21 protein-coding genes are annotated in these 23,801 nt (G+C 59.4%); 14 read left to right on the top strand and 7 right to left on the bottom strand.

What is annotated here, in order from left to right; translation table 11 throughout:
• The first annotated feature begins 6 nt into the window (after window positions 1-6).
• The 9 genes from araD (at window position 7) to IFT59_RS15550 (ending at window position 8,877) form a co-directional block, all read left to right on the top strand.
• Window positions 7-1,743 carry an L-arabinonate dehydratase gene (gene araD, locus IFT59_RS15590; RefSeq protein ID WP_192087435.1) on the top strand — a complete coding sequence of 579 codons (1,737 nt, stop codon included), beginning with the start codon at window positions 7-9 and terminating at the stop codon, window positions 1,741-1,743.
• A gap of 20 nt (window positions 1,744-1,763) precedes the next feature.
• Window positions 1,764-2,474, top strand: a complete 711-nt coding sequence (locus IFT59_RS15585; RefSeq protein ID WP_192087434.1) for a ribonuclease activity regulator RraA — start codon at window positions 1,764-1,766, stop codon at window positions 2,472-2,474.
• 529 nt (window positions 2,475-3,003) lie between these two features.
• Window positions 3,004-3,684 carry an RraA family protein gene (locus IFT59_RS15580; RefSeq protein ID WP_274598282.1) on the top strand — a complete coding sequence of 227 codons (681 nt, stop codon included), beginning with the start codon at window positions 3,004-3,006 and terminating at the stop codon, window positions 3,682-3,684.
• The gene (locus IFT59_RS15575; protein ID WP_192087432.1) at window positions 3,681-4,886 is read left to right on the top strand and encodes an aminotransferase class I/II-fold pyridoxal phosphate-dependent enzyme; all 1,206 of its coding nucleotides are present in this window, start codon (window positions 3,681-3,683) and stop codon (window positions 4,884-4,886) included. The genes IFT59_RS15580 and IFT59_RS15575 overlap by 4 nt, the downstream gene beginning before the upstream one ends.
• 58 nt (window positions 4,887-4,944) lie before the next feature.
• Window positions 4,945-5,769 carry an ABC transporter substrate-binding protein gene (locus IFT59_RS15570; protein WP_249407609.1) on the top strand — a complete coding sequence of 275 codons (825 nt, stop codon included), beginning with the start codon at window positions 4,945-4,947 and terminating at the stop codon, window positions 5,767-5,769.
• 66 nt (window positions 5,770-5,835) lie between these two features.
• Window positions 5,836-6,528 (top strand): amino acid ABC transporter permease, encoded by a 693-nt coding sequence (locus IFT59_RS15565; protein WP_192087431.1) that lies wholly within the window; start codon window positions 5,836-5,838, stop codon window positions 6,526-6,528.
• The gene (locus tag IFT59_RS15560) at window positions 6,521-7,210 is read left to right on the top strand and encodes an amino acid ABC transporter permease (protein WP_192087430.1); all 690 of its coding nucleotides are present in this window, start codon (window positions 6,521-6,523) and stop codon (window positions 7,208-7,210) included. The genes IFT59_RS15565 and IFT59_RS15560 overlap by 8 nt, the downstream gene beginning before the upstream one ends.
• Entirely contained in the window at window positions 7,207-7,965 is a 759-nt protein-coding gene (locus IFT59_RS15555) for an amino acid ABC transporter ATP-binding protein (RefSeq protein ID WP_274598281.1), read from the top strand. The genes IFT59_RS15560 and IFT59_RS15555 overlap by 4 nt, the downstream gene beginning before the upstream one ends.
• Window positions 7,966-7,995: 30 nt before the next feature.
• Window positions 7,996-8,877, top strand: a complete 882-nt coding sequence (locus IFT59_RS15550; protein ID WP_113166346.1) for a LysR family transcriptional regulator — start codon at window positions 7,996-7,998, stop codon at window positions 8,875-8,877.
• A 1,025-nt stretch (window positions 8,878-9,902) separates the two neighbouring features.
• Here the strand turns inward: IFT59_RS15550 and IFT59_RS15545 are convergent.
• Window positions 9,903-10,889, bottom strand: a complete 987-nt coding sequence (locus IFT59_RS15545) for an MBL fold metallo-hydrolase (RefSeq protein ID WP_192087429.1) — start codon at window positions 10,887-10,889, stop codon at window positions 9,903-9,905.
• A gap of 309 nt (window positions 10,890-11,198) precedes the next feature.
• Between IFT59_RS15545 and IFT59_RS15540 the strand changes: the two genes are divergently transcribed.
• Window positions 11,199-13,103 carry a PAS domain-containing sensor histidine kinase gene (locus IFT59_RS15540; protein ID WP_192087522.1) on the top strand — a complete coding sequence of 635 codons (1,905 nt, stop codon included), beginning with the start codon at window positions 11,199-11,201 and terminating at the stop codon, window positions 13,101-13,103.
• Window positions 13,093-13,710, top strand: coding sequence for a response regulator transcription factor (locus IFT59_RS15535; protein WP_192087428.1), 618 nt, complete (start codon window positions 13,093-13,095; stop codon window positions 13,708-13,710). The genes IFT59_RS15540 and IFT59_RS15535 overlap by 11 nt, the downstream gene beginning before the upstream one ends.
• Window positions 13,711-13,821: 111 nt before the next feature.
• On the opposite strand, the gene IFT59_RS15530 is transcribed toward IFT59_RS15535, so the two are convergent.
• From IFT59_RS15530 to IFT59_RS15505, 6 genes are read right to left on the bottom strand one after another with little or no spacing between them, the layout of a single operon-like run.
• Window positions 13,822-14,673, bottom strand: a complete 852-nt coding sequence (locus tag IFT59_RS15530; RefSeq protein ID WP_342366114.1) for an ABC transporter permease — start codon at window positions 14,671-14,673, stop codon at window positions 13,822-13,824.
• A gap of 44 nt (window positions 14,674-14,717) precedes the next feature.
• Entirely contained in the window at window positions 14,718-15,659 is a 942-nt protein-coding gene (locus IFT59_RS15525; RefSeq protein ID WP_062459249.1) for an ABC transporter permease, read from the bottom strand.
• A 4-nt stretch (window positions 15,660-15,663) separates the two neighbouring features.
• Entirely contained in the window at window positions 15,664-16,794 is a 1,131-nt protein-coding gene (locus IFT59_RS15520) for an ABC transporter ATP-binding protein (protein WP_192087427.1), read from the bottom strand.
• Window positions 16,791-17,831 (bottom strand): ABC transporter ATP-binding protein, encoded by a 1,041-nt coding sequence (locus IFT59_RS15515; RefSeq protein ID WP_082476361.1) that lies wholly within the window; start codon window positions 17,829-17,831, stop codon window positions 16,791-16,793. Before IFT59_RS15515 ends, IFT59_RS15520 begins: the two co-directional genes overlap by 4 nt.
• Before the next feature lie 15 nt (window positions 17,832-17,846).
• Window positions 17,847-19,367 (bottom strand): ABC transporter substrate-binding protein, encoded by a 1,521-nt coding sequence (locus IFT59_RS15510; protein ID WP_192087426.1) that lies wholly within the window; start codon window positions 19,365-19,367, stop codon window positions 17,847-17,849.
• Between the two features lie 32 nt (window positions 19,368-19,399).
• Window positions 19,400-21,232 carry a gamma-glutamyltransferase family protein gene (locus IFT59_RS15505; RefSeq protein ID WP_192087425.1) on the bottom strand — a complete coding sequence of 611 codons (1,833 nt, stop codon included), beginning with the start codon at window positions 21,230-21,232 and terminating at the stop codon, window positions 19,400-19,402.
• Window positions 21,233-21,436: 204 nt separating this feature from the next.
• On the opposite strand from IFT59_RS15505, the gene IFT59_RS15500 reads away from it, so the two are divergent.
• The 3 genes from IFT59_RS15500 (at window position 21,437) to IFT59_RS15490 (ending at window position 23,440) form a co-directional block, all read left to right on the top strand.
• Window positions 21,437-22,162 carry a GntR family transcriptional regulator gene (locus tag IFT59_RS15500; protein WP_062459260.1) on the top strand — a complete coding sequence of 242 codons (726 nt, stop codon included), beginning with the start codon at window positions 21,437-21,439 and terminating at the stop codon, window positions 22,160-22,162.
• A complete protein-coding gene (locus IFT59_RS15495) occupies window positions 22,146-22,535 on the top strand; it encodes a YybH family protein (protein ID WP_192087424.1) in 390 nt (129 codons plus the stop codon). Before IFT59_RS15500 ends, IFT59_RS15495 begins: the two co-directional genes overlap by 17 nt.
• Window positions 22,536-22,693: 158 nt before the next feature.
• On the top strand, window positions 22,694-23,440 hold the full coding sequence (locus IFT59_RS15490; protein WP_192087423.1) for a histidine phosphatase family protein: 747 nt from the start codon (window positions 22,694-22,696) through the stop codon (window positions 23,438-23,440).
• Window positions 23,441-23,801: the final 361 nt, after the last annotated feature.

Genomic DNA, 23,801 nt, shown 5'->3' with positions numbered 1-23,801 from the left:
TTTGGAATGGCAGGCAGGAAGACTTACGAAGAACTGCGCTCGGCGCGCTGGATGATGCCGGATGATCAGCGGTCGTTCGGACATCGGTCGCGAACGATGCAGATGGGCTATGCACCGGAAGACTGGGAAGGCCGGCCGATCATCGCGATCATCAACACCTGGTCGGATGCGCAGCCCTGCCACATGCATTTTCGTGAGCGTGTGGAATGGGTAAAGCGCGGCGTGCTGCAGGCGGGCGGGTTCCCGATGGAGCTGCCGGCGCTGTCGCTTTCTGAAAATTTCGTCAAGCCGACCACGATGCTTTACCGCAACATGCTGGCCATGGAGACGGAAGAGCTTCTGCGCTCGCACCCGGTCGATGGCGCTGTCCTGATGGGTGGTTGCGACAAGACCACGCCGGGTCTTGTCATGGGAGCGGTATCGATGGGCGTTCCCTTCATCTACCTGCCGGCCGGACCCATGCTGCGGGGCAATTATGCCGGCAAGGCGCTGGGGTCGGGCACAGACGGGTTCAAATACTGGGACGAGCGACGGGCTGGCACCATCTCCAAGGAGGAATGGCAGGGGATCGAGGGCGGTATCGCTCGAAGCTATGGTCACTGCATGACGATGGGTACGGCTTCCACGATGACGGCGATTGCCGAAGGCATGGGGCTGACGCTGCCGAACGCCTCTTCCATTCCGGCTGCAGATGCCAACCACCAGCGCATGTCGGCCACCTGCGGGCGGCGGATCGTCGAGATGGTGTGGGAGGATCTGACGCCGGACAAGGTAATCACGCCGGCTGCCGTGAACAACGCGGTGACGATCGCGATGGCGACGGGGTGTTCGACCAATGCGATCATTCACCTGATCGCCATGGCCCGCCGGGCCGGGGTTCCCTTGGAACTCGATGACCTCGACCGGATCGGTCGTACCACGCCCGTCATTGCCAATATCCGCCCGTCCGGCAGCACCTATCTGATGGAAGACTTCTTCTACGCCGGCGGCCTCAGGGCACTGATGAAGCAACTGGGCGACAAGCTCGACCCGACGGCGATCACCGTTACCGGCCTGCCGCTGACCGACGGTCTGGATCAGGTCAAGATCTACAACGAGGACGTCATTCGGCCGCTCGACAATCCTGTCTATCATGAAGGGTCTCTCGCCGTGCTGAAGGGTAACCTTTGCCCCGATGGAGCGGTGATCAAGCCCGCCGCCTGCGATCCAAAATTCCACAAGCACCGCGGCCCGGCACTGGTGGCCGACAGCTATGCCGAACTGAAGACGATCATCGACGACCCGGATTATCCGCTGACGCCGGAAACCGTGCTGGTCCTGCGCAATGCCGGGCCGCAAGGCGGGCCGGGCATGCCCGAATGGGGCATGATCCCGATGCCCAAGGCGCTTCTGAAACTCGGACTGCGCGATATGGTGCGGATTTCCGATGCGCGCATGTCGGGCACGAGTTTCGGCGCCTGCGTGTTGCATGCCTCGCCTGAAGCCTTTGTCGGCGGCCCGCTGGCGCTGCTGAAGACCGGTGACATGGTGGAACTCGATATTCCGGCGCGCAGCCTCAACATGCTGGTCTCCGGCGAAGAGCTCGACGCTCGTCGCGCCGCCTGGGTGGCGCCGGAACCGCGCTATGAACGGGGCTACGGCTTCATGTTCACCAAACATATCGAGCAGGCCGACAAGGGCTGCGACTTCGATTTCCTGAAGACGGACTTCGGCGCCAAGGTGACCGAGCCGGCGATCAACTGAGCAAGCATCAAGGAGAAACTATGAACCCCGCAACCCGTGACAAACTGATGGGCGTCTCCGTCGCGACGCTCTGCTCGGCGCTCTACAAGCGTGGCCTCAGGAACCAGACGATCCAGGATGTGCGGCCGGTCAAGCCGAAGGGCCGCAACATGGTTGGGCCTGCGTTCACGTTACGCTACATGCCGGCGCGCGAGGACCGCAATCCCATGACGGTGTTCCGCAACCCGCAACATCCGCAGCGACACGCGATCGAGACCTGCCCGCAGGGCCATGTGCTCGTGATGGACAGCCGCAAGGATGCGCGCGCGGCATCCGCCGGCGATATCCTCATCACCCGGTTGATGGTGCGCGGCGGGGCAGGCGTCGTGACCGATGGCGGCTTTCGTGACGCAATGGTGATCGGCGAACTGGACATTCCCGCCTATCATCACCGACCCTCCAGCCCGACGAACCTCACCCTGCACGAAGCGATCGACATCAACGTCCCGATCGGCTGCGGCGACGTCGCCGTATTCCCGGGCGATATCGTGGTCGGCGACGATGACAGCGTCATCATCATCCCACTGGAAATTGCCGACGACATCGCCGACGAGGCAGTCGAGATGACCGCCTACGAGGATTTTGTCGCCGAACGCGTCAAGGCAGGCCACACGATCATCGGCCTGTACCCCGCGACGGATGAGAACAATTTGTCGCTCTTTGCCGAATGGCGAAAGACGAATGGTCGGTGAGGGGATGGAGGTCGGGGTCCAGGGTGACGGTAGGCCAAGACCTCTGTAGTTGGCGCTTGCGAAGCTATCCAGGATTTCCAGGATATTTCGTTGTGAGGATACCTGACCCGTAGGTGTGGGGTTTTCAAATTGCAGCCAACCAGAAGCGCTCGTCCGGTGGTAAAAAGCAGCCGAAGGGCTACTCTTGTTCGGTCAGCAGGTAGTTCTACAGGACAAGTTGTAGACCAGATGCGAGTAGGTTCGGGTCCCGCCAAGGGTTGGGATGGCCGGCCACACACCAAAACAGGGTAACGTCTTTGGTGAAGCCTGCAGCGCAACCGCGTTTAAAGGAATTACATGAACCTTTACCCCGCAACTGCTCTGACGTCGCGACATCAGTCGTCTGCATGGCATAACTCTTAAAATTTCATCTTCATTACGTCTCATGCTCGTCTGCGCGAATTTCCTTCGTGCTTATTCGCGAAATCATATCGTTTGACGATCTTTCAGGAAATTAGTTCCTTGGCATTCTCAACAAGACGAGGATGCTTTGACCAAAATCGGATTCAGAATGTTGGAGCGCACAGGCGCGCCCGTACCCCGCAACGTCATCGACGCCTTTCTTAGTATCGGCGTGGCTCAGGCGAGTGATTGCATGGGTCGTCTCTACGGCTCCCAAGAACTCACTGCCATCCACGGTACAAATCAGCGCATGGCGGGCACAGCGCTGACGGTAAAAACACGCCCTGGTGACAATCTCCTCATTCACCAGGCAATCGCCTCCGCGCAGCCGGGCGATATCATCGTCGTGGACGGTGGCGGCTGCACAGCCAATGCTCTAGTCGGAGAACTGATGCTGAAGCAGGCGCAGGCGCGCGGAATTGCCGGCTTCGTCATCGATGGCATGGTTCGCGACGCGGAAGCATTCGAGCGCGAGAAATTCCCGTGCTTTGCGCGCGGACTTTCTCATCGCGGCCCGTTCAAGGACGGCCCCGGCGAGTTGAATGTTCCAGTCGCAGTCGGTGGTCTCGTGGTGCAGGCAGGTGACGTGATCATCGGCGATCTGGATGGTCTGCTGTCCATACCGGCAAGCCATGCAGCCGAGGTGCTGGCGATGGCCCAAGCGACGGAGGCCAGCGAACAGAAACGGATGACAATGATTGCCGCCGGGACCTATCAAAAGCCGTGGCTTGTCCCGGCACTTGCAAAGCTTGCCGAGGACTACGCATGACCATTGTTGCTCAGCGGATGCGGCAGGTGAAGCTGTCGCCCAGCGTCGCCGCCCGCATTGTCCTCAATCGCCTGCGCGAAGAGGGACGTCGCATTATCGACCTGACGATCGGCGAGCCCGATTTTGATACCCCGGCCCATATCCGTAGGGCTGCGGTCGAGGCCATGGAACGTGGTGAGACCAGGTATCCGCTGTCGCAGGGAACGATGCCGCTCCGCCAGGCAGTCGCCGATCGCCTGATCCTCGACACTGGCGTCAGCTACCCCGTCGACCAGATTATCGTCAGCACCGGTGCCAAGCAGGTTCTCTACAATGCGCTGATGTCATCGCTGGAGACCGGTGACGAGGTCATCATCCCGGCCCCTTACTGGGTCTCCTATCCGGACATGGTCGAACTTGCCGGCGGCACGCCCGTTGTCCTGTCGACCGATGCAACCCGACGGTACAAGATCGATCCGCAAGCCCTGGCGATAGCAATCAAGCCCAAGACGAAGTGGCTGATGATGAATGCCCCGAGCAATCCGTCGGGTGCCGTCTACGACGAGGCGGAACTGCTGGCCTTGGCAGAGGTCCTGCGCGCCAACCCGAATGTCTGGGTGATGACCGATGATATCTATGCGCGGCTCACCTTCAACGGCCGCCCTGCGCCGCACATTCTCCAGGTGGCCCCGGATCTCGCCGAACGCATCCTGGTGGTGAACGGGGTTTCCAAAGCTTATGCCATGACTGGATGGCGCATCGGCTACGGCGCAGGTCCGAAGGATCTGATCAAGGCGATGGCCGTGGTCCAGTCGCAGAGCACATCGGGGGCCTGCTCGATCAGCCAGGCCGCCGCTCTCGCAGCATTGACCGGCCCGCAGGACTGCGTCGCCGCTTTCGCGACTTCGTTCCAAAAGCGTCGCGATGCCGCTCTGGCAATTCTATCGACCGCGCCTGGCCTTCAAGCCGTCTCGCCAGATGGCGGCTTCTATATCTTTCCGGATTGTACGGCGTTGATCGGCAAGACCGCGCCCGACGGCACCGTGATCAACAGCGATGCCGAACTTGTTCAGTATATTCTAAAGGAAACCGGGGTTGCTCTGCTCGACGGGGGCTCCTACGGCGTGCCCGGCACATTTCGCCTCTCCTTCGCCTCTGCCATCGACGATGTGCGCGAGGGGTGTGCAGCTATCAGGGCGGTGTGCTCTGCACTGTCTGAATGACGAAAGACCAACCACCCGGCCCAAAAAGTCGGCTCCAAAAATAAAAAGAGAGGGAATAATGACAATGAAAATTCTTGCCAGCCTTGCGATCGCTCTGCCCATTGCTTTTTCGGCAGTTGCCGCGAAGGCGGACCAACTTGAAGACATCAAGGCACGCGGAACGATGGTGTGCGGGACGCTTGGCACCTCGCAGCCGTTCAGCTTTCAGGACAACGCGACACGCACGCTGGTCGGCTACGACGTCGACGTTTGCAAGTATGTCGCCGACAAGCTGGGTGTAAAGGTCGAGTACAAGCTGCTCGCCGTCGCAGCCCGCATCCCGGAACTACAGAGCGGACGCGTGGATATCGTTGCCGCCAACCTCGGCTGGTCGAAGGATCGCGCCGAACAAATCGAGTTCAGCCATCGCTACTACACGACGCCGCAGAAGCTTCTGGTACGAGCAGACAGCGACATCAAAACAATCGAGGATCTCGCCGAAAAGAGGATCGGCGCAACCAAGGGGTCCAGCTCCGAAAGGGTGATCCAGGAGCGCCTGCCGAATGCCCGCGTCATCGGCTATGCCGATAGCCCGGCCGCCTTCCTGTCGCTGCAGCAACGCAAGGTCGATGCGCAGTTCGCTTCGGAACTGGTGCTGGTACGCCTCGTCAACCAGAGCCCGGACGGTTCGCCGACCCGCATCCTCGACAAGGTCGTTGTCGATGAGCCATGGGGTCTCGGGATCAAGAAAGGTGAACTCGGCCTCCTGAAGGCAGTGAACAGCGCCCTCGACGAGGCCGAATCCTCTGGCGAGGGACAAAAGATCTACGACAAGTGGTTCGGCGACGCGACGGACTACAAGCTGAAGCGCTCCTTCACCATCGGCCCGATCGCCGCCGAATAATCGAGGTCAACCGGCAGGTTGCGCTCCTTTGGCAAGGAACGCGACCTGGCTTTGCGTGAGGCGAGAATGGACCTACTTACGGCTGATCAGATCCAGCAACTGCTTTGGGGGCTGAAGACCACCATCCTGCTGTTTGCGGTGTGCTGGTTGATGGCTTTCACCATTGCGCTCGCACTCGTGGTGGTCAGAGCAACCGAGATCGCGACCTGCCGATGGATCGTCGATGCATTTGTCGCCTATCATCGCAATGTGCCGCTGCTCGTGCAGGTCATGTTCTGGTATTTCGGCATGCCGGAATTGTTGCCGGAGGGCCTGCGCTACTGGCTCTACGACCACAATGCCGAATTTTGTTTCGCAGCCATTGCGCTGGCACTCGGCAATTCCGCCTATCTCGCCGAGGACATTCGAAGCGGCCTCCGCGCCATTCCGCACACCCAATTCGAGGCGGCACGGTCGCTCGGCTGCAGCTACATGCAGACCATGCGCTACATCGTCGTACCACAGGCATTGCGCATTTCGCTGCCGCCGCTCGTCGGACGCGCCCTGCTGCTGTTCAAAAACACCAGCGTCGCCATGGCTATTGGCGTGGCCGAACTCACGTACAAGACGCGCGAGATCGAAAACCTGACCTTCAAGACATTCACCGTCTTCGGTATTGCCACCCTCCTCTACCTTATCGGAACCCTGTTGATCATGGCTTTCGGCTCGTGGCTGGAAAAGCGGACCCGCATCGGTGAGAAGGACGCTTCCCATGCTTGATATCATCCGCGAGTACTGGCTGAGCTTCCTGGTCGGGCAGTATCCGAACGGGCCGCTCGGCGGTCTAGCGATGACGCTGATTGTGGCGGTCATCAGCATTCTCCTGTCCTTCCCGCTCGCCATCGGCCTGGCACTGTCACGCCTGTCAGCCTTCCGCTGGCTGCGCCTGATGAGCGCATTCGTCGTCAACATCGTGCGCGGCATCCCACTGTTGATGCTCATTTTCTGGTGCTACTTCGTCATTCCGATCGCGACCGGTTATGCGGCCAGCGGATTTTGGACCATGGTCTGCGCGCTAACCATCTACGAAGCCGCCTATCTGTCCGAGGTCGTGCGTTCGGGGATCGCTGCTCTTCCCAAGGGGCAGTTCGAGGCATCCCGATCGCTGGGAGCGGGCTATGGCCTGACTATCCGCAGCATTGTGCTGCCTCAGGCGCTGTTCAACGTATTGCCAAGCATGACCAGCCAGTTCATCTCCACCATCAAGGAAACGTCGCTCGGCTATGTCATCGCTGTCAACGAACTGACCTTTGCGGCCAACCAGGTGAACGGTCTGCTTCTGACGAAGCCGCTGCAAGTCTTCACCATTCTCGCTATTACTTACTTCATCGTCTGCTTCCTGCTCACCCGCGGGCTGACGGCGCTTGAAACATCCATCCGCCGCAGGAGAGGCCTCGCATGAGCGACATCGATATCAGCACTGCCATGGTCTCGTTCGACAAGGTCAACAAATGGTACGGCACTCATCAAGTGCTGACCGACGTTTCTTTCCAGATACCGAAAGGCCAGGTTGTCGTGGTCTGTGGTCCCTCGGGTTCAGGCAAGTCGACGCTGATACGCACGATCAACAGTCTGGAGCCGATCCAGGATGGACGCATTCTCCTCGACGGGGTGGACGTCCATGGCCCAAAGACGGATCTCAACCAGTTGCGCCAGCGCGTGGGCTTCGTTTTCCAGCAGTTTAACCTCTTCCCGCACATGAGCGTTCTGGACAACATTACCTTCGCGCCGATCAAGATCCAGAAGCGGCCGCGCGCCGAGGCGGAGGAGTTCGCTCGTAAGCTTCTCGACCGCGTCGGGCTCTCCGAAAAGGCGGGAAGCTTCCCCGGCTTTCTGTCAGGCGGACAACAGCAGCGCGTCGCCATTGCTCGTGCTTTGGCGCTTCGCCCTCCGGTAATCCTGTTTGACGAACCAACAAGTGCGCTCGATCCGGAAATGGTCGGCGAGGTGCTGGCGGTGATGAAGTCGCTTGCAAGCGAAGGCATGACTATGGTCTGTGTCACGCACGAAATGGGTTTCGCAAGAGATGTCGGCGATCGCGTGATTTTCATGGACCAGGGTCGGACCGTCGTTGATACGACACCCGAGATGTTCTTTAATAATCGCGAACATCCACGGGTACAGCGCTTCCTCTCCGACATAAAGGGGCAACACTAGGCAGCCCGTCTGAACCGGGGAGGCCGCGGCGTGTATACTCTGAAGCAGCTTGAAGCCTTCTGCGCAACGGCTGCCTGCGGAAGCTTCACCGAGGCGTCCAAGCGCCTGATCCTCACCCAGTCGACGATTGCCAAGCGCGTGGGCGAACTGGAAAGCAGCGTCGGTACCCGTCTTTTTCACCGGGACGGAAAATCGCTGCATCTGACGCAAATCGGCGAGCGGCTTTTGACGCAGGCGCAGGAGATGATGGCGCTGCACGAGCGCATCACCAAGACGCTGACGGACGTCTCTCAGTTCGACGGACGCCTGCGGATCGGTGCGACGGACATTATTGGCCTCACCTGGCTTCCCGCATTGATCCAGTCGGTCAGGACGCATTTCCCGAAGGTGAAGATCGAGCCAGAAATCGACGGCGGCGTTCGGCTGTATGAACGGCTTGACCGCAACGAGATTGATATCGCCTTGATGCCCGGTCCGTTTTCCAGCCCGACAATCGAATCGCGCCAGATCGGCCAAGTCGAGAATGTCTGGATGGCGGCACCGGGCTTCGTCGTGAAGGAGGGCACGCTTTCAGCCCAGGATGTTTCGGAACTACCATTCATCGGTCAGCCGGACAATTCCGCTCTGACGTTGCTCTACCGCGACTGGTTTGCCGAAAACGGCTTCAACATCCAGAAGGTCCTGTCCTGCAACAGCCTCGGGATGGTCGCCAAGCTGACGACCTATGGCCTGGGTCTCAGCCACCTGCCGAAAAACTACTTTACCCCAATGCTCAGCGCCGGAGAACTGAAGATCGTCGATGTCTGGCCAAAGCTGCCGCCGGTCCAGTATTTCGCGTTTTACAAGCGCGACCATGCGCCACGCCTGATAGACGAAGTAATGACCATCATTCGCGAGGTGGCCGACTTCTGAAAACGCTCGTGCGGACGAGGACTAACATGCTTCTCTTACGATTGCTCAGGCCAAGGTCCGTCTCAAATCCAACCGGCCATTTTCCAAGTCTTGGTGCTGGGAAATTCGGAAGAGTGGTGCCTCCATCGAGCCAGGCATGGCTGTCGGACGCGTACATGACGCCAGTTCCTACCGGCGTTCGAGTATCCAACGCAAAGAAGCACGACCAACCATCCTTGCCGACAATGGCAGACCAGGTTTCTTTTAAGGGTTGGCGGGAAACCGAAACCTTTGTACATTATCGATCCTAACAGCGGGGCCTGTTCGAACTCTACCATTCGCGTCTGGACCCGGCTGGCCCCCCGGGATGGTGCGTGCGTTCGCGCCGCGTGTAAGCTTCGTCCAGCCGAGCCCATATTCAAGAAGATGTTTCGATCGGACCCAGTCTCTTACCTCGTCAGACGCCGTGTCCACATTCAGCTGCAGGTAGCGGTTCCTGACTTTCGGCGCAGCCAATCATACCCCTTTTCCAGATCCTCGACCAAACCTAACCCCAGAATACGATTACGGCCGATCACAGGTGCATCCAGCAGCGAGATCGCACAGCCCCCGTAAGGAAATGCAGTCGAAATGCTCCTCTTTGCGAAGGCGACTTGGTGCCACCCTATGCAGATCGAGGAACGCCATGGCTTCTATGGCGTCTTCCTCCGCTGGGAGCGAGGGATTTGGTGATGGACATTCCACGGCAGCTCCTTGCGGCCCGTTCAAGACCAAAGAGCAGGTGTGGCCTAAAATAAAGCCCGAGTTCGGTACCGGGATGAGCGTCTGGCCGACGACTAAGCAGCCGTTGGAAGAGGAGGTCGTCGGCGCTTCAGCGCGACCCTCGCGGGGTCGCGGCGGCTGCATCCGTCTGCGTTAAGCTTGACCTTCTCGACGCCGCTCTTCGGCGTGAAAGTCGGAAGGGATAGTCATTCAGATTGGGGCATCTCACAGCTCCTCCAACCGGAATGCATGATCGTCGGTGCCGGTCTTTCCGAGTGAGTGATCTAATCCTGGAACGCCCAGTCTGCCACCTGCCAACGCAACGCCCCGTTATCGGCGACGATACGGCCGAGTCCAGGGAAAGGCATGTGCGTCGCCGCAATCAGCGCGCCCTCAGACGCGGCACGCGGAAAGAAGCGATCACGCATTGCTTTGGCTGCGGCCTGATCCTGTTCGAACAGGAAGAAGACGTCAGTTGCGACCGGGTGCACGACCGGAAAAACCATGTCCGAAACCATGATCAGGCTTTCACCGCCGTCTTCGACCCGCACGCCTACGTGGCCGGGGGTATGACCCGTCAGATCGATAATCGTAATTCCCGGCATGATCTCCCGCTCCCCGTCGATTGCCTGGAGCCTCGGATAAAGCCGTACGACCTCTTCTGCCATCTTGAAGCTGGTCTGAAGGTAGTCGGGCGCCCCGGCACGCTTGGCAGGGTTGGTCCAGTGTGAGACGTCGCGACGGTCGATGTAGACCTCTGCCTCGGGGTAGTTGTTCTTGCCTCCTAAAACCAAGCCGCCCATGTGATCCTGATGCATATGCGTCACAATCACGGCGTCGATCTGACTGGGTTGCAGGCCGAGCGTGACAAGGGCCTGTGGCAAACGACCGGTCTGCCCGATCGAACCTGCCGCACCGGCGTCTATCAGAATGCGGCGTTCGCCATCCTCCACGAGATACTGGTTAAAGAGGAAGCGGACCCCGCTCGGTCGCGCAGTGGATTGTGCGCTGGCCATCTTCTCCACCTCGGGCGCCGCGCGTCCTGGGAAGTAATCATACGGCATATCTGCATACCCGTCTGTCAGGGCAGTCACGGTAAACCGCCCTATGCGGATCTGAGCGGACGGGGTGACGGATAGAGGCGTCCTGCCAGCCGTTTGTGTTGCCGCGCTGGCGGGGGAGTTTGGCAGCAGGGTCCCACCCAGCAGGCTTCCCCCGATGAGGCCGATAGGCAGGGCGCTGGCAAAGGCACGACGCGAGAGTTGAGGCATGACATTCCTCCAGATTGGCCAAAGACGTTCGCAGCCTTCGGCTACGTCCGGCAGGGTGAATTTCTTCGCATGCAGTTCCCGAGGCCTTCGATGATGGTGCGCATCATCTGGCTGTCCGAGCTTTGGCTTCGTTGTCCCCGGTTAACGCTATGAGTAGGTTAGATCCGGCCCTGCCTCAATTTGGATCTTGGTCAAGCAAAACTAGACGAAAGCACTGCGAACCTAGACCTTCGTCTATCAATCTGGCCTAACGCTCCGCTAGAAAAAAGCTTAGCTTTCCAGTCTCCGACGAAGCGCACGAGCCGAGAGATGGACTTGCAAAAACAGGGGAATGCCGATGCGATCATCGACCTGATCCCGGCAATGGCATGGTCAGCAACGTCCGAAGGAATGCTCGATTTCGCAAATCAGCATTTCCTTGAGTTTATCGGGCTGCCACTGGCAGCGATTGCAGGGGAGAACTTCTACCGTTTATTCCACCCCGACGACGTGGCGCGCCTCGCGTCGGAATGGCACGACATCATGGCGACAAAGAACGTCCGTGAAGTCGATGGACGGATCCGGCGGGCCGACGGGCGTTTTCGCAGATGCAGCCTCCGGCAAAAGCCAAATCTCGATATCGAGGGCAACGTCGTGAAATGGTACGGCGTCGTTCTCGATATAGAGGATCGCAAAAAGGCCGAGGATGAACTCGAGCAGACAAAGTCGGCACTCGCGGCCAGCGAAGAGAACCTTAGGCTTATTATCGACTCGCTTCCTGTCCTCGTCTGGTCGGCGCGGCCCGACGGAAGTGCTGACTTCGTCAATCAGAGTTGGCTGGACTATGCCGGTCTGCCGGCCGATCAAATCCTCGAATGGGGGTTTTTGAACCTCTATCATCCCGATGACATCCCGGAAATGGTGGAGATCTGGAAACGGGACCTTGAGCATTCCGACTTTACGCAGTTAAAGGGCCGTATCCGCGGTGCGGATGGACGGTACCGCTGGTTCTATTTTTCCGGGCGCAAGCTTACGGATGCGAATGGCCTTGTACGCTGGTTTGGGGTCAACATCGATATCGAGAACCTGCAGTACGCGGAGAATGCTCTTCGAGAGAGCGAGGCCGCGCTGAGGGAGAGCGAACGCAAGCTCAACCTCATCATCAACACGATCCCTGCCATGGCTTGGTCCTGCACGCCAGACGGACAGCTTGAGTACTGGAACCAGAACCTGATCGATTTCGTCGGTCTGCCTTTCGAGGAGATTGTCGGGTACGGCTTCTACCGTATGTTCCATCCCGACGATGTCGACCGTATGCGCATGACCTGGGAGGACATCATCGCAACAAGGCAGGGGCGTCCAGTGGATGCCCGCATCAGACGCGCCGATGGCGAGTACAGGTGGTTCAACCTGCAACAGAATCCACTGCTCGACGCGGATGGAGATGTCGTGCGGTGGTATGGCGTCGTGGTGGATATCGAGGATCGCAAGCGGGCTGAAGAGTCCCTGCGTCAGAGCCAAAGTAACCTTGCACAGGTTACCCGAATGACCACCATTGGCGAACTAGCGGTATCAATAGCGCACGAGATCAATCAGCCGCTCTTTGCAATCGTTACCAACGCCGGGACCTGCCTGAGATGGCTTCAGGACGGGCTCGTGGATCTCAAGCAGGCTAGATTGGCCGCCGAGCGGGTCGTGCATGACGGTCACCGTGCCGGCGAGATCGTTGCCAGCATACGTGCCATGGCACAGAGGTCACCCGTGCGAATGGAGAGAACGGACTTCAAGAGGACCCTGCGCGATGTGCTTTTCCTTCTTCGGGAAGAGCTGCAGTCGCGGGGCCTGCAGGTGGTCGCGGATCTTCCTCCGGAACCTGTCGAAGTCTTCGGAGATCGGACCCAGCTACAGCAGGTTCTTCTGAACCTGATCATGAACAGCGCCGAGGCGACGCCCGATGCTGCGGAGGCACTGATCCGCATTGCGTGCACGCTGCGCGAAGGCGAGGTCGAGGTGAGCGTTTCGGATACCGGGGTGGGAATACCGGCGGAGCAACTCGATCGGGTATTCGAGGCGTTCTATACCACGAAGTCGGACGGAATAGGCATGGGGCTTTCCATCTGCCGCTCCATCGTGGAGGCCCACGGAGGGCGCATCCGGGCCACGGCCAACCTTCTTGGAGGAGCCTCGTTGAGCTTCACGCTTTCCAGGTATGAGGACACGACCGTTGATCGATGACAGAAAGAACAAGCGACCCACCGTCATCGTCATAGACGACGATCGGAGCGTCCGCGACGCTCTCAAGGGACTGTTTGAGTCTGTGGGCCTCAGTGCTGAAACTCACGGCTCAGTGAGAGAGTTCATCGCGGCTGACGACCCCGAAAAGGCTGGCTGTATTGTCCTAGACATCCGTCTTCCTGGCCAGAGCGGGCTTGAGTTTCAAGAGGAACTGGCAAGGAGCAGTATTCGCCGGTCCATCGTCCTGATCAGCGCCCATGTGGACGTGCCCATGGCGGTCCGAGCGATGAAAGCGGGTGCCATCGATGTTCTCAGCAAGCCGGTTCGGGAGCAGGACCTCCTGGAAGCAGTCAATCGCGCGATCGCGGAAGACGCAGCTCGTCGAGAGGAAAGCACAGCGAGAGCTGCCACTACGTCGAGATACCAGACACTGACGCCACGCGAGCGACAGATCATGACGTTGGTGATCGCCGGCAAGCTGAACAAGCAGATCGCAGCCGAACTGCAACTAGCGGAGCCGACGGTGAAGCTTCACAGAGGCCATATGATGCAGAAGATGAAGGCGACATCCGTCGCTCATCTCGTCAGGATTGCCGATAGACTTTGATGGCGACGACCACGAAAGCAATTTTACCGCGGCTGGCTTCCGATGCGCACCTATAGTTTACGTGAGCGCTGGCCGCTTGCAGGGCAAGATAACGACGCTGCCCATGCCGTCCTACCGGGCGCGTGGATCAAGCGCGTCGCGCAGACCGTCGCCGAGCAGGTTGAACGACAGTACGGTCATGAAGATTGCCATGCCCGGCCATAGCGCCATCCAGGGAGCGTTGCTCATAAATCGCTGGGCGGAATTGAGCATGGAGCCCCAGGATGGTGCCGGCGGCTGCAAGCCGAGGCCGAGGAAGGACATGCTGGCTTCGGCGATAATAGCGGATGCGATCGTCAGGGTCGCCTGTACCATCAACTGGGGAAGAATATTCGGCAGGATATGGCGAACCGCGATCCGCCAACGTGGATTGCCCACGGCACTTGCCGCTTCGATATACTCTTCGGCCCGGATCGAAAGAACCTGACCCCGGGTCAGTCGGATAAAGAGCGGCATGGCGGTGATGCCGATTGCGAGCATCGCATTCGTCAGGCTTGGACCGAGAAAGGCGGCCAGTGCGATTGCAAGGATCAGGAACGGACAGGCGAGCATGGCATCGGTAAAGCGGCTGATAAAGCCATCGACCACGCCGCCGAGAAAACCTGCCGCAAGCCCGAGGGGCACGCCGATTGCCATCGCGATCCCGACCGAGGTGAGCCCTGCCAGCAACGAAGCGCGGGTGCCCCAGATGATGCGGGAAAGTATGTCGCGGCCAGCCTCGTCCGTGCCGAACAGATGCGCCATTGACGGTGCCTTGCGAACCGCCGTCCAGCTCTGGGATGCCGGATCGTAGGGTGCAAGCAGGGGGGCAAGAATGGCGACGGCCACCACGAACAGCACCACGAAAAGGCCGACGAGCGCACTCTTGCGCTTCGACAGGCGTCGCCACAGGCGACCGTGGAAAAAGTTCGTGACAGGGCTGATCTTGGGGGAGACAGCCGGTTTGGTCGTTGCGATCGTTGGCACGGTCAGCCTCTCAGTCTCGGGTTAACAAGGATATACCCGATGTCGGCCAGCAGGTTGAGGGTGATGTAGAACAGCGAGGTGACAAGCACCACGCCTTGGACCACAGGATAATCGCGCGTGAACACCGCATCGACGATCAGCTTCCCGAAGCCGGGGATCGTAAAGATCTGTTCCGTCAGCACGGCGCCGGATAGCAGGGCGCCGAACTCCAGCGCACCGAGCGTGATGATAGGTGTCAGCGCGTTACGCATTGCGTGCTTAAATACGACGACCCACTCGCTTAGACCTTTGGCCCGGGCGGTGCGGACATAGTCGCTTTCCAGCGCCTGCAGCATGGCGCCGCGGGTATGGCGCATGATGACGCCGGCGATCCCGGTGCCCAGAACGAAGGCGGGCATGATCGTCGTCATAAGGTTCATCTTCAGGTCTTCCCACGGGCTGACGAAGCCGGAGGCGGGAAGCCAGCCAAGGTACACCGAGAAGAACATGATCAGCATGATGCCAAGCCAGAAATTCGGCAGCGAGATGCCGGCCAGCGAGACGACATTGGTGGCGTAATCGACCGGAGTGTTCTGGCGCAGCGCCGAAATTACACCTCCGGTAATGCCAAACACCAAAGCAAGGACAATTCCCATCACGGCGAGCTGCAGTGTCACGGGCAGCTTCAGAAGGATAAGTTCGAGAACCGGGCGATTATGGCGCATGGATTGCCCAAGGTCGCCGGTCAGGACGCCCTTCACCCAGTAGAGATATTGCACGAGCAAGGGCTGATCGAGATGATACTGGGCGCGGATTGCGGCTAGCGTCGCTTCGTCCGGACTTTCACCCGCAAGCACAAGCGCCGGGTCACCAGGAAGCAGATGCTGGAGCGAGAAGATGATCAGCGACAGCAAGACGATGGTCGGAATGAGCTGCAGCAGACGACGTGCAAGAAGCGAGGTCAAGGAATTAGCCTCCGGTCACGGTTGAGGAGGGCGTGGGCGTCATCCGGGCTGCCGCCATCGCTTCGAAGGCCGCAAACAGCTTTTCCAGCTTCGGATCGCGAGGTTCGCGGGTGATCTCGGCCGTATCGAGTTCGGGTAGCTCTCGCCAGAACGCACAGGCATTCGCATGGCCGCTTGCCTCAACATCGAGCGCCATGCTGACCGCCGTGCATTCGGGTCGCGCGTGGGGACATCGCGTATGCAGCCTGCAACCTTGCGGAGGCGACATCGGGCTTGGCAGATCGCCATGCAGGCGCGCTTCCTTCGAACGCTGCTGGCTGGGCGGGGCGGCGACCGGAATGGCAGACAGCAACGCCCGGGTATAGGGATGGCGCGGGGTCGCGAAGATTTCGTCCGACGTCCCGATCTCGACGATCTTGCCGAGATACATGACCGCAACGCGGTCGGCGATGTGTTTCACGACGCTCAGATCGTGCGAAATAAAGATGAACGCCAGACCCAATCGGTTCTGCAGGCTCTTCAGAAGGTTCAGGACCTGTGCCTGGATCGACACGTCGAGGGCAGACACGGCCTCGTCGCAGATGATTGCCTTCGGTTCGGAGGCAAGCGCACGCGCAATCACCACGCGCTGACGCTGGCCGCCAGAGAATTCATGCGGATATCGGCTGGCCTGCTCTGGACGAAGGCCGACCATTTCGAGCAGTTCCGCAACGCGTCGAGCCCGCTCGATTGGCGGCACGATATCGTGCAGCATCAGCGGTTCGCCGATTGTCTGGGCAATCGTCATGCGCGGATTGAGCGAAGCGTAAGGGTCCTGGAAGATCAACTGCACATGCCGGCGCTGCCGGCGCATCGCCGCATGGCTGATGTTGGTGATATCCTGACCATCGATCAGGACCTGACCGTCGGTCGGCTGGATGAGGCGCATCAACAACCGGCCGAGCGTCGACTTCCCGCAACCGGATTCGCCGACGATTGCCAGCGTCTCGCCGGGCATCAGGGACAACGACACGTCGTCGACAGCGCCGACGGACGCCAAGGGCCGGCCGAAGACGCTGCGTTTGACGACGAAGTTCTTGCCAAGGTGACGCGCCTCGATGATCGGCGTCTTGGCTTTCAAGAGGGCTTCACTCATGGGACGAGGTCCTGCAATGGCGCACGCCAGCAGCGGCTGAGGTGACCTGGGGATATTTCCATCAGGGTGGGCATCTCGGCGCATTTGTCGATGCTAAACGGACATCGCGCCCGAAACCGGCAGCCGGACGGTGGGTTGGCCATGTCCGGGACCGTGCCGGTGATGGCGACAAGCTGTTCTCGCTTCTCGTCCAGACGCGGCAACGATCCGAGAAGACCAACGGTGTAAGGATGCTGGGGAAAGGTGAAGAGGTCTTCGACCGAGCATTGCTCGACAACCTGACCCGCGTACATGACGATCACGTCATCGCAGGATTCCGCGACAACGCCAAGATCATGAGTTATGAGAACGATGGCAGTTCCGGTCTTCTGCCGCAGTTCCCCCATCAGTTCGAGGACCTGGGCCTGGATTGTCACGTCCAGCGCCGTCGTGGGTTCGTCGGCGATCAACAGTTCCGGCTCGCAGGCAAGCGCCATGGCAATCATCACGCGCTGGCGCATGCCACCGGAGAGATTGTGCGGATACTGGCGGTAACGCGTTTCCGGTGATGGGATACGCACCAGCTTCAGCATGGCGATGCCGCGCTCTGTCGCCTCTTTCTTCGAAATCTGTCGGTGACGCAGGATGACTTCGTTGATTTGCTCGCCGACCGTATAGGACGGATTGAGAGAGGTCATAGGCTCCTGGAAGATCATTCCCATCCGGTTGCCGCGCAGGCTGCGCATACCGCTCGTCGTTTCCTCGAGCAACTCGCGACCGGCGAAATTGATGCTGCCGGACACGCGTGCTGTGTGTTCGGGGAGGAGGCGCATGACGGCCAGGGAGGTCACGCTCTTGCCGCTGCCGGACTCGCCCACGATCGCGAGCGTGCGCCCTTTTCGAACGTCAAAACTCACGCCGTCGACGGCAGTGACGGTACGCGTGTCGTCTTCAAAGACGACACGCAGATCATCGACCCGCAGCACCAAGGCCGCGTGGTCGTCAGCCCGATCCGATCGGGCTGACTTGTCTTGGATGAGATCAGATGAGGTGCTCATTACAGCCTTAAGCCATCAATTCTTCCGGCTCACACCACTCAGGCGGATGATGCCATCCGGAGCGGGCGCAAGGCCGGTGATGTTGGAATTGTGCGCGAAGATCCACTGCGAATGATACATGTAGACAATCGGAAGGTCCTTCTGGAGGATCGCGATTGCCTTGCTGTATTCTGCCTTGCGGGTCTCGACGTCTCCCGATGCGCGGGCTTTCGCCAAGATCGCGTCGAGTTCCTCGTTGCAGTAATGCGCGTCATTGGTCGGAGCACCGCAAGACAGCATCGGCGTGATGTTGAGGTCTGGATCGACGCGTCCGCTCCAGCCGACGAGATGCGATTGGAACTTGCCCTGGCGAGCAACGTCGAGCAGGGTCATCAGCTCAGTCGGCTTGATGGAGACATTGATTCCGACTTCGGCAACCATCGCTTGGATGAGCTGGGCAACCTGCTGACGTTCGGCATCGGTGGGCACCAGAAGTTCAAGATCGACGGATTCGACGCCGGCTTCCTGCATCTTCTTCTTGGCAGCGCTCAGATCCCGCTCCGGAAGCGGGAAATTCTTATCGTAGTATTGGTTTGACGGCGGGAACGGCTGGTTGCCGATGCTCGCCTGACCGTCGAATACGACATCGCTGATGGCCTGGCGGTCGATTGCAAGGCTGAACGCCTCGCGGATTGCTGCCTTCTTGCCGGCATCGAGGTTAGCCCCCTCGCCACCAATGCTGAATGTCACGCCGTAATATCCAAGTCCGACGACCGGCTCCACGGCCAACGATGCATCCGCCTTCACGGCTTCGACTTCGGTCGCAGCGAGCCGTTCGATCAGATCGAGCTGGCCGGAACGAAGGTTGAGCAGCCGCACGTTCGAGTCGGGCATGCCGCGATAAACGAGCCGATCGAAGTGGTATTTGTCGGCGTTGTAGTATTTTGGGAATTTCGCAAGGACAATGCGGTCCTGGATCACGCGTTCGGCGAAGGTGTAGGGGCCTGAACAGACGGGAGCATCGGTGAACTTCTCACCGAGCTTTTCAGCTGCAGTCGGGCTAACGATCATGCCGGCCCGGTCGCTGAGAGCTGCCAGCAGTGGTACCGATGGCTGTTTCAGGTTGATCTGGACGGTTGTCGGATCGACTACGTCGACGGTGCTGATGGAGCTGATTTCGGGTTTGCGGCGCGAGAACTTGGCATTGAGAGCCCGCTCGAGATTGTACTTGATTGCGGCGGCGTCGACCTTGGTTCCGTCGTGAAAGACGGCATCGTCGCGCAGTTTCAGCGTCAGTGTCTTGCTGTCGTCACCCCATTTCCAGCTGGCAGCCAGCATCGGGATGATCTCACCCTTCTCATCGATATCGACGATCTTGTCACACAGCGACTGAAGAACGTGGCGGCCAACGAAGCTCCAGTTGGTTGCGGGATCAAGCGTATCCGGATCGTCCTGCAGGCCGATATTGAGCGTCGATTGAGCAGCCGCCGGGGCGGCCGTTGCCTGAATGCCTGCAAGCGCCAGTGTGGCGGCCAGTGCGAGATAGTGTGGTTTCATCGCTATTCCCTCTCTTATTCGAAAAGTCTCATTCATCGTGCAACGGCGTAGCCCTGTACGCCCCGCGGATTGGCGCCGGCCTTTACGAGTTGCACGTCACCGTCCATTTCGCGGGCAACTGCCGACAGACGCCCTTCCGACCATGCGTCGCCCACTGTGATCTTGTGTCCGCGTGCTGCCAGATCCTCGCAGACCGTGTTGGAGAAGCGCGATTCAAGCGTCACCGCACCGAGGCTGATTTCTCGCGGCCAGAAGGAGCTCGGCAGGTGATCGGTATGGAATGACGGAGCATCGATCGCCTCCTGCAGGTTCATTCCCTTGTGCAAGTGGCGCAGCAGCATGATCAACTGCCACTGGTCCTGCTGATCTCCGCCCGGAGTTCCCAACGCCATGTAGGGCTTGCCATCGCGGAAGACGGTGGTGGGCGTTAAGGTCGTGCGGGGTCTTGTCGATGGCATCAGCGACGAGTTGAGACCCTCCTCCAGCCAGAACATCTGGCCGCGGGTCGTGAGGCTGAAGCCGAGACCTGGAATGACGGGGCTCGATTGGAACCACCCGCCGGACGGCGTGGCAGAAACCATGTTGCCCCATCGGTCGATCGTGCTGACTTGCACGGTATCGCCGCGCTGAGCACCCTCGCGGGTCAGCGCCGGTTCGCCCTGCCGGTCATTGGGCAACGGCTGCTCGCGCGCGACCGTCGGCTCGCCGCCGCCGAGCCCCGGCTGCATAATTGTACCCACAGCGCGCAGGGGCGGCAGGTTGGGGTTGCGACCGTCAGGCGAGCCTGGACGCACCTCAAGAGATGCAGAGCGACCAATCAGAGCGCGACGGATGTCGGCGTAATCTGCAGACAGGAGTGTCGCCATCGGCACGTCGACGCTATCGCCGTACCAGGCCTCGCGATCGGACATGGCAAGCTTTGCGGTTTCAATAACGAGATGCACGAACTCTGCGCCCATCGGGTCAAGGTCCGCGATGTCGGTTCCCTTGAGGATCTGCAACATCTGCAAGAGGACCGGCCCTTGAGACCAAGGTCCGCATTTGAACACTTCACAATCGCCGTAAGTTACCGACACCGGCTTCTCGATCGATGGCGTATAGTCTGCCATATCCTGCGCTGTGATCAGGCCCTTGTGTCGTCGGCCTGAGACATCCCATACTTCCTGCGTTTCGCAGAACTGCTCGATCTGCTCGGCAATCGGTCCGCGATACCAGAAATCTAGTGCGGCATTGATCCGCGCCTCGCGGCTGCCGGCCGATTTCGTCTGATCGAGGATCAGTTGGTACATGTCGGCAATGTGCGGGTTGCGAAAGAGCTTGCCCGACTGGGGCAGGGCACCGCCTGGCAGATAGACGGCGGCCGATGTTGGCCAGTGCGTCTGAAACAGCTCCTGCATCGATGCGATCGTGTTTGCGATGCGCGGCACCAGCGGGTGACCAGTCCTTGCATAGTAGATCGCCGGGGCAAGAACCTCCTCGAGTTCAGCCTGTCCGTAGTCCCGCAAAAGCGTCAGCCACGCGCCAAAAGCGCCCGGGATACAGGCTGCGAGAAGCCCTGTCCCGGGAATGATGTCCAGACCAAGTTCCTTGAAATACTGAATGGTCGCCTTCGCAGGAGATGGGCCCTGACCGGAAATGACAACCGGAGCATCGGCGCCCGCTGGGGTGACGATAATGGGAACTTCGCCGCCGGGGCCGTTCAGGTGCGGCTCCACCACCTGCAAAACGAAACCAGCTGCCACGGCCGCATCGAACGCCGTGTGCCCTTTTTCGAGAATAGACATACCAACGGTCGAAGCCAGCCAGTGCGTCGACGAAACTGCCCCAAAGGTGCCGCGCAGTTCCGGTCGGGTGGTAAATGTCATTTGCTTCACTCACTCCTCGTGTGAAGGCGGCAGCGGAGACAGGACCATTGTCTATCTCTACACAAATTGCCTCCAACGTCCCTTTGGGATACAATCCCGTCCTCTGTGGACACTTTGTATATTATTCGGGCGCATGGCAAGTCAGTTGTGTAATTTACTTTCGTCGCGATAGGATGGTGTGTGACCTTGTGGGGAAGGAAACCTATGCTGGATGGACGGACGCCACTAAAAAAAGCTCGTAGCGATGTTATCGCCGACCAGCTGGAAGAAGCTGTGATTACCGGGGAAATTGCTGCTGGATCGAGGCTCGACGAGAACTCTCTCGCGGTCCAGTTCCAAGTATCCCGAACACCGGTTAGAGAGGCTCTTCGCATCCTGTGCGGCCGGGGACTGGCCGAGCGGGAAGCATTCAAGGGCGTCATTGTCACCCAGATTTCCACGGAGCGCATCGACGAAATGTTCGAGGCCATGGCGGAACTTGAAGCGACATGCGGCAGGCTGTCGTCCCAGCGTATGACAATGCGCGAACGGGCTGAGCTGGAAGCCATGCATCGTGAGATGAACGGCCTCGCACAGGATGGAGACCACGTTGGCTACAACGCCGTCAACACGGAGTTTCACAGCCTGCTGTTTCAGGGTTGCCACAACCGGGATCTGATCAGCGCGGCGCAAACGCTGCGGTTGAAGCTTGCACCCTTCCGGAAATACCAGCTGAAGGACGTGGGGCGTCTGAAACGATCTTGTGACGAGCATCAGCAAATCGTTGACGCGGTTCTCGAGCAGGATGCGAAAGCCGCCGAAAACGCGCTGAGGCGGCACCTGGTCTCGGCCGCGCAAGAGGTTTTGGTCAGACGGCAGCAGCAGAAGGTAAAGACCATCCAGGACAATGATCCGCTGGATAATAAGGAGGCTCATGATGACGCAGGATGATGAAAAACAGGCCATCCGCGACGTCATTGGCGTCATGCAACAAGCGTGGAATACCGGCAACTTTCAGGGCTACATGGCTGGCTTTGCCAACCCGGATATAATTTTTGTTTCCCGCGGTCGAATCCAGAAGGACTGGCAGGCGACGCTCGACCATTACATCAGCGATTATGGAGGGTCCGAGGGCTCGCAAGGTCAGCTGACCTTTTCCAATATCCGCATCGAAATTCTGTGCGACGACGCAGCCCAGCTCATCAGCAACTACCAGCTGATCCGCCCAGCGGGAAATCAGACGGGAGTGAACACGCGGCTGATGCGCAAGCGCGAAGGAAGGTGGCTGATCGCCCTCAACCACGTTTCGCAGGTCGAGATGTAATATATGGCGTATGCTTGTTCGCTCAGTCGACTTGTTGTCGCTACCGATCTGACATCAAGGGATAACAGGCAAGCTTTGCTATTGCCGACTGGGTTGCTGATCGTCAGGCGCGCGCCCATGGTAGCCGTCGGATCTAAACCTACGCAGCGGGATGGCTGATGCGCGTTTTTCTTGTTCGCCACGGCGAATCCCTCGGTAACCTCGACGAACGGGCTTACAGCCAGTTTGGCGATCACAACGTACCGCTGACGCAATGGGGACATCGCCAGGCCGCCGAAGCCGGGGCTGTGATCGCGGCCTATATGTCCGGCCTGACCGGGCGGGGGGTGCAAAAGCTGCGCGTATGGTACTCACCGTTCCTGCGGACACGGCAAAGCAAGGACGCGCTCCTTGAAGCCTTGCCTGTCGAACGCATTGGCAAGGTGCGCGAGGACTATCTGTTGCGGGAGCAGGATTTCGGCCTCTTTACTGAAATCTATGACCACGCCGAGCGGAAGCAAAAGTTTCCCGACGAATTCGAGAAGTGGGCGAGACTGCGTAGCAACAGCGGTAAATTCTACGCCCGGCCGCCGGATGGCGAAAGCCGCGCCGATGTTGCACAGCGCATGCGGTTGTTCCTGCAGACGATCATGCACGAGGCCCGACACGGCCACGACAACGTGGTGATCGTCGGCCATGGTGTCACCAACCGGGCCTTCGAGATGAGTTTTCTGCAGCATCCTGTCGACTGGTTCGAACGTTCGGACAATCCGGGGAATGCTGACATCACTCTGATCGAGGGAACGCGCGAAATGGGATACACCTCGACGCTGCTGCACCAGGCGACCGACCGTCAGCCTGGTCAGAACGATCTGCGACAGGCGTATGGCGCAGAGCAAACGATCAGGCCGGAGCCGGAGGCCTGAAATGCCTTTTCCAAACTGGACCTCGTTTTCGCCGGCGATAGATACCAAGCTGGGTATGGGTATCCCGATAACACCCATCGAATGACACTGCTGATCGATAACCGGGCTCGCTTGTCGGGTACCGCGAGCGGTGGCTGGTTCCGTTCAACGTCCCGCACATCAGCGATGGTGACGTACTGAATGCCGGTGGCGGCAAATACCAGCTTACAATCGACTAATCGCTATTTTGGGCATTTGCCTTTGATATCAATTGTCATCGATGAGATTCTAGGCACGGTAACCAAGCCTCAATACGTTTTCTCTATCAGGTTCGGTATCGTCCTACCTTTGAGCCTTGGCAGTTTTCCTGCAGCTCATTCAG

Source organism: Rhizobium sp. CFBP 8752, from assembly GCF_014842035.1.
GTDB lineage: Bacteria > Pseudomonadota > Alphaproteobacteria > Rhizobiales > Rhizobiaceae > Neorhizobium > Neorhizobium soli.
The sequence above is the reverse complement of the archived record's forward strand: the minus strand, read 5'-3'. Positions and strand labels throughout refer to the sequence as shown.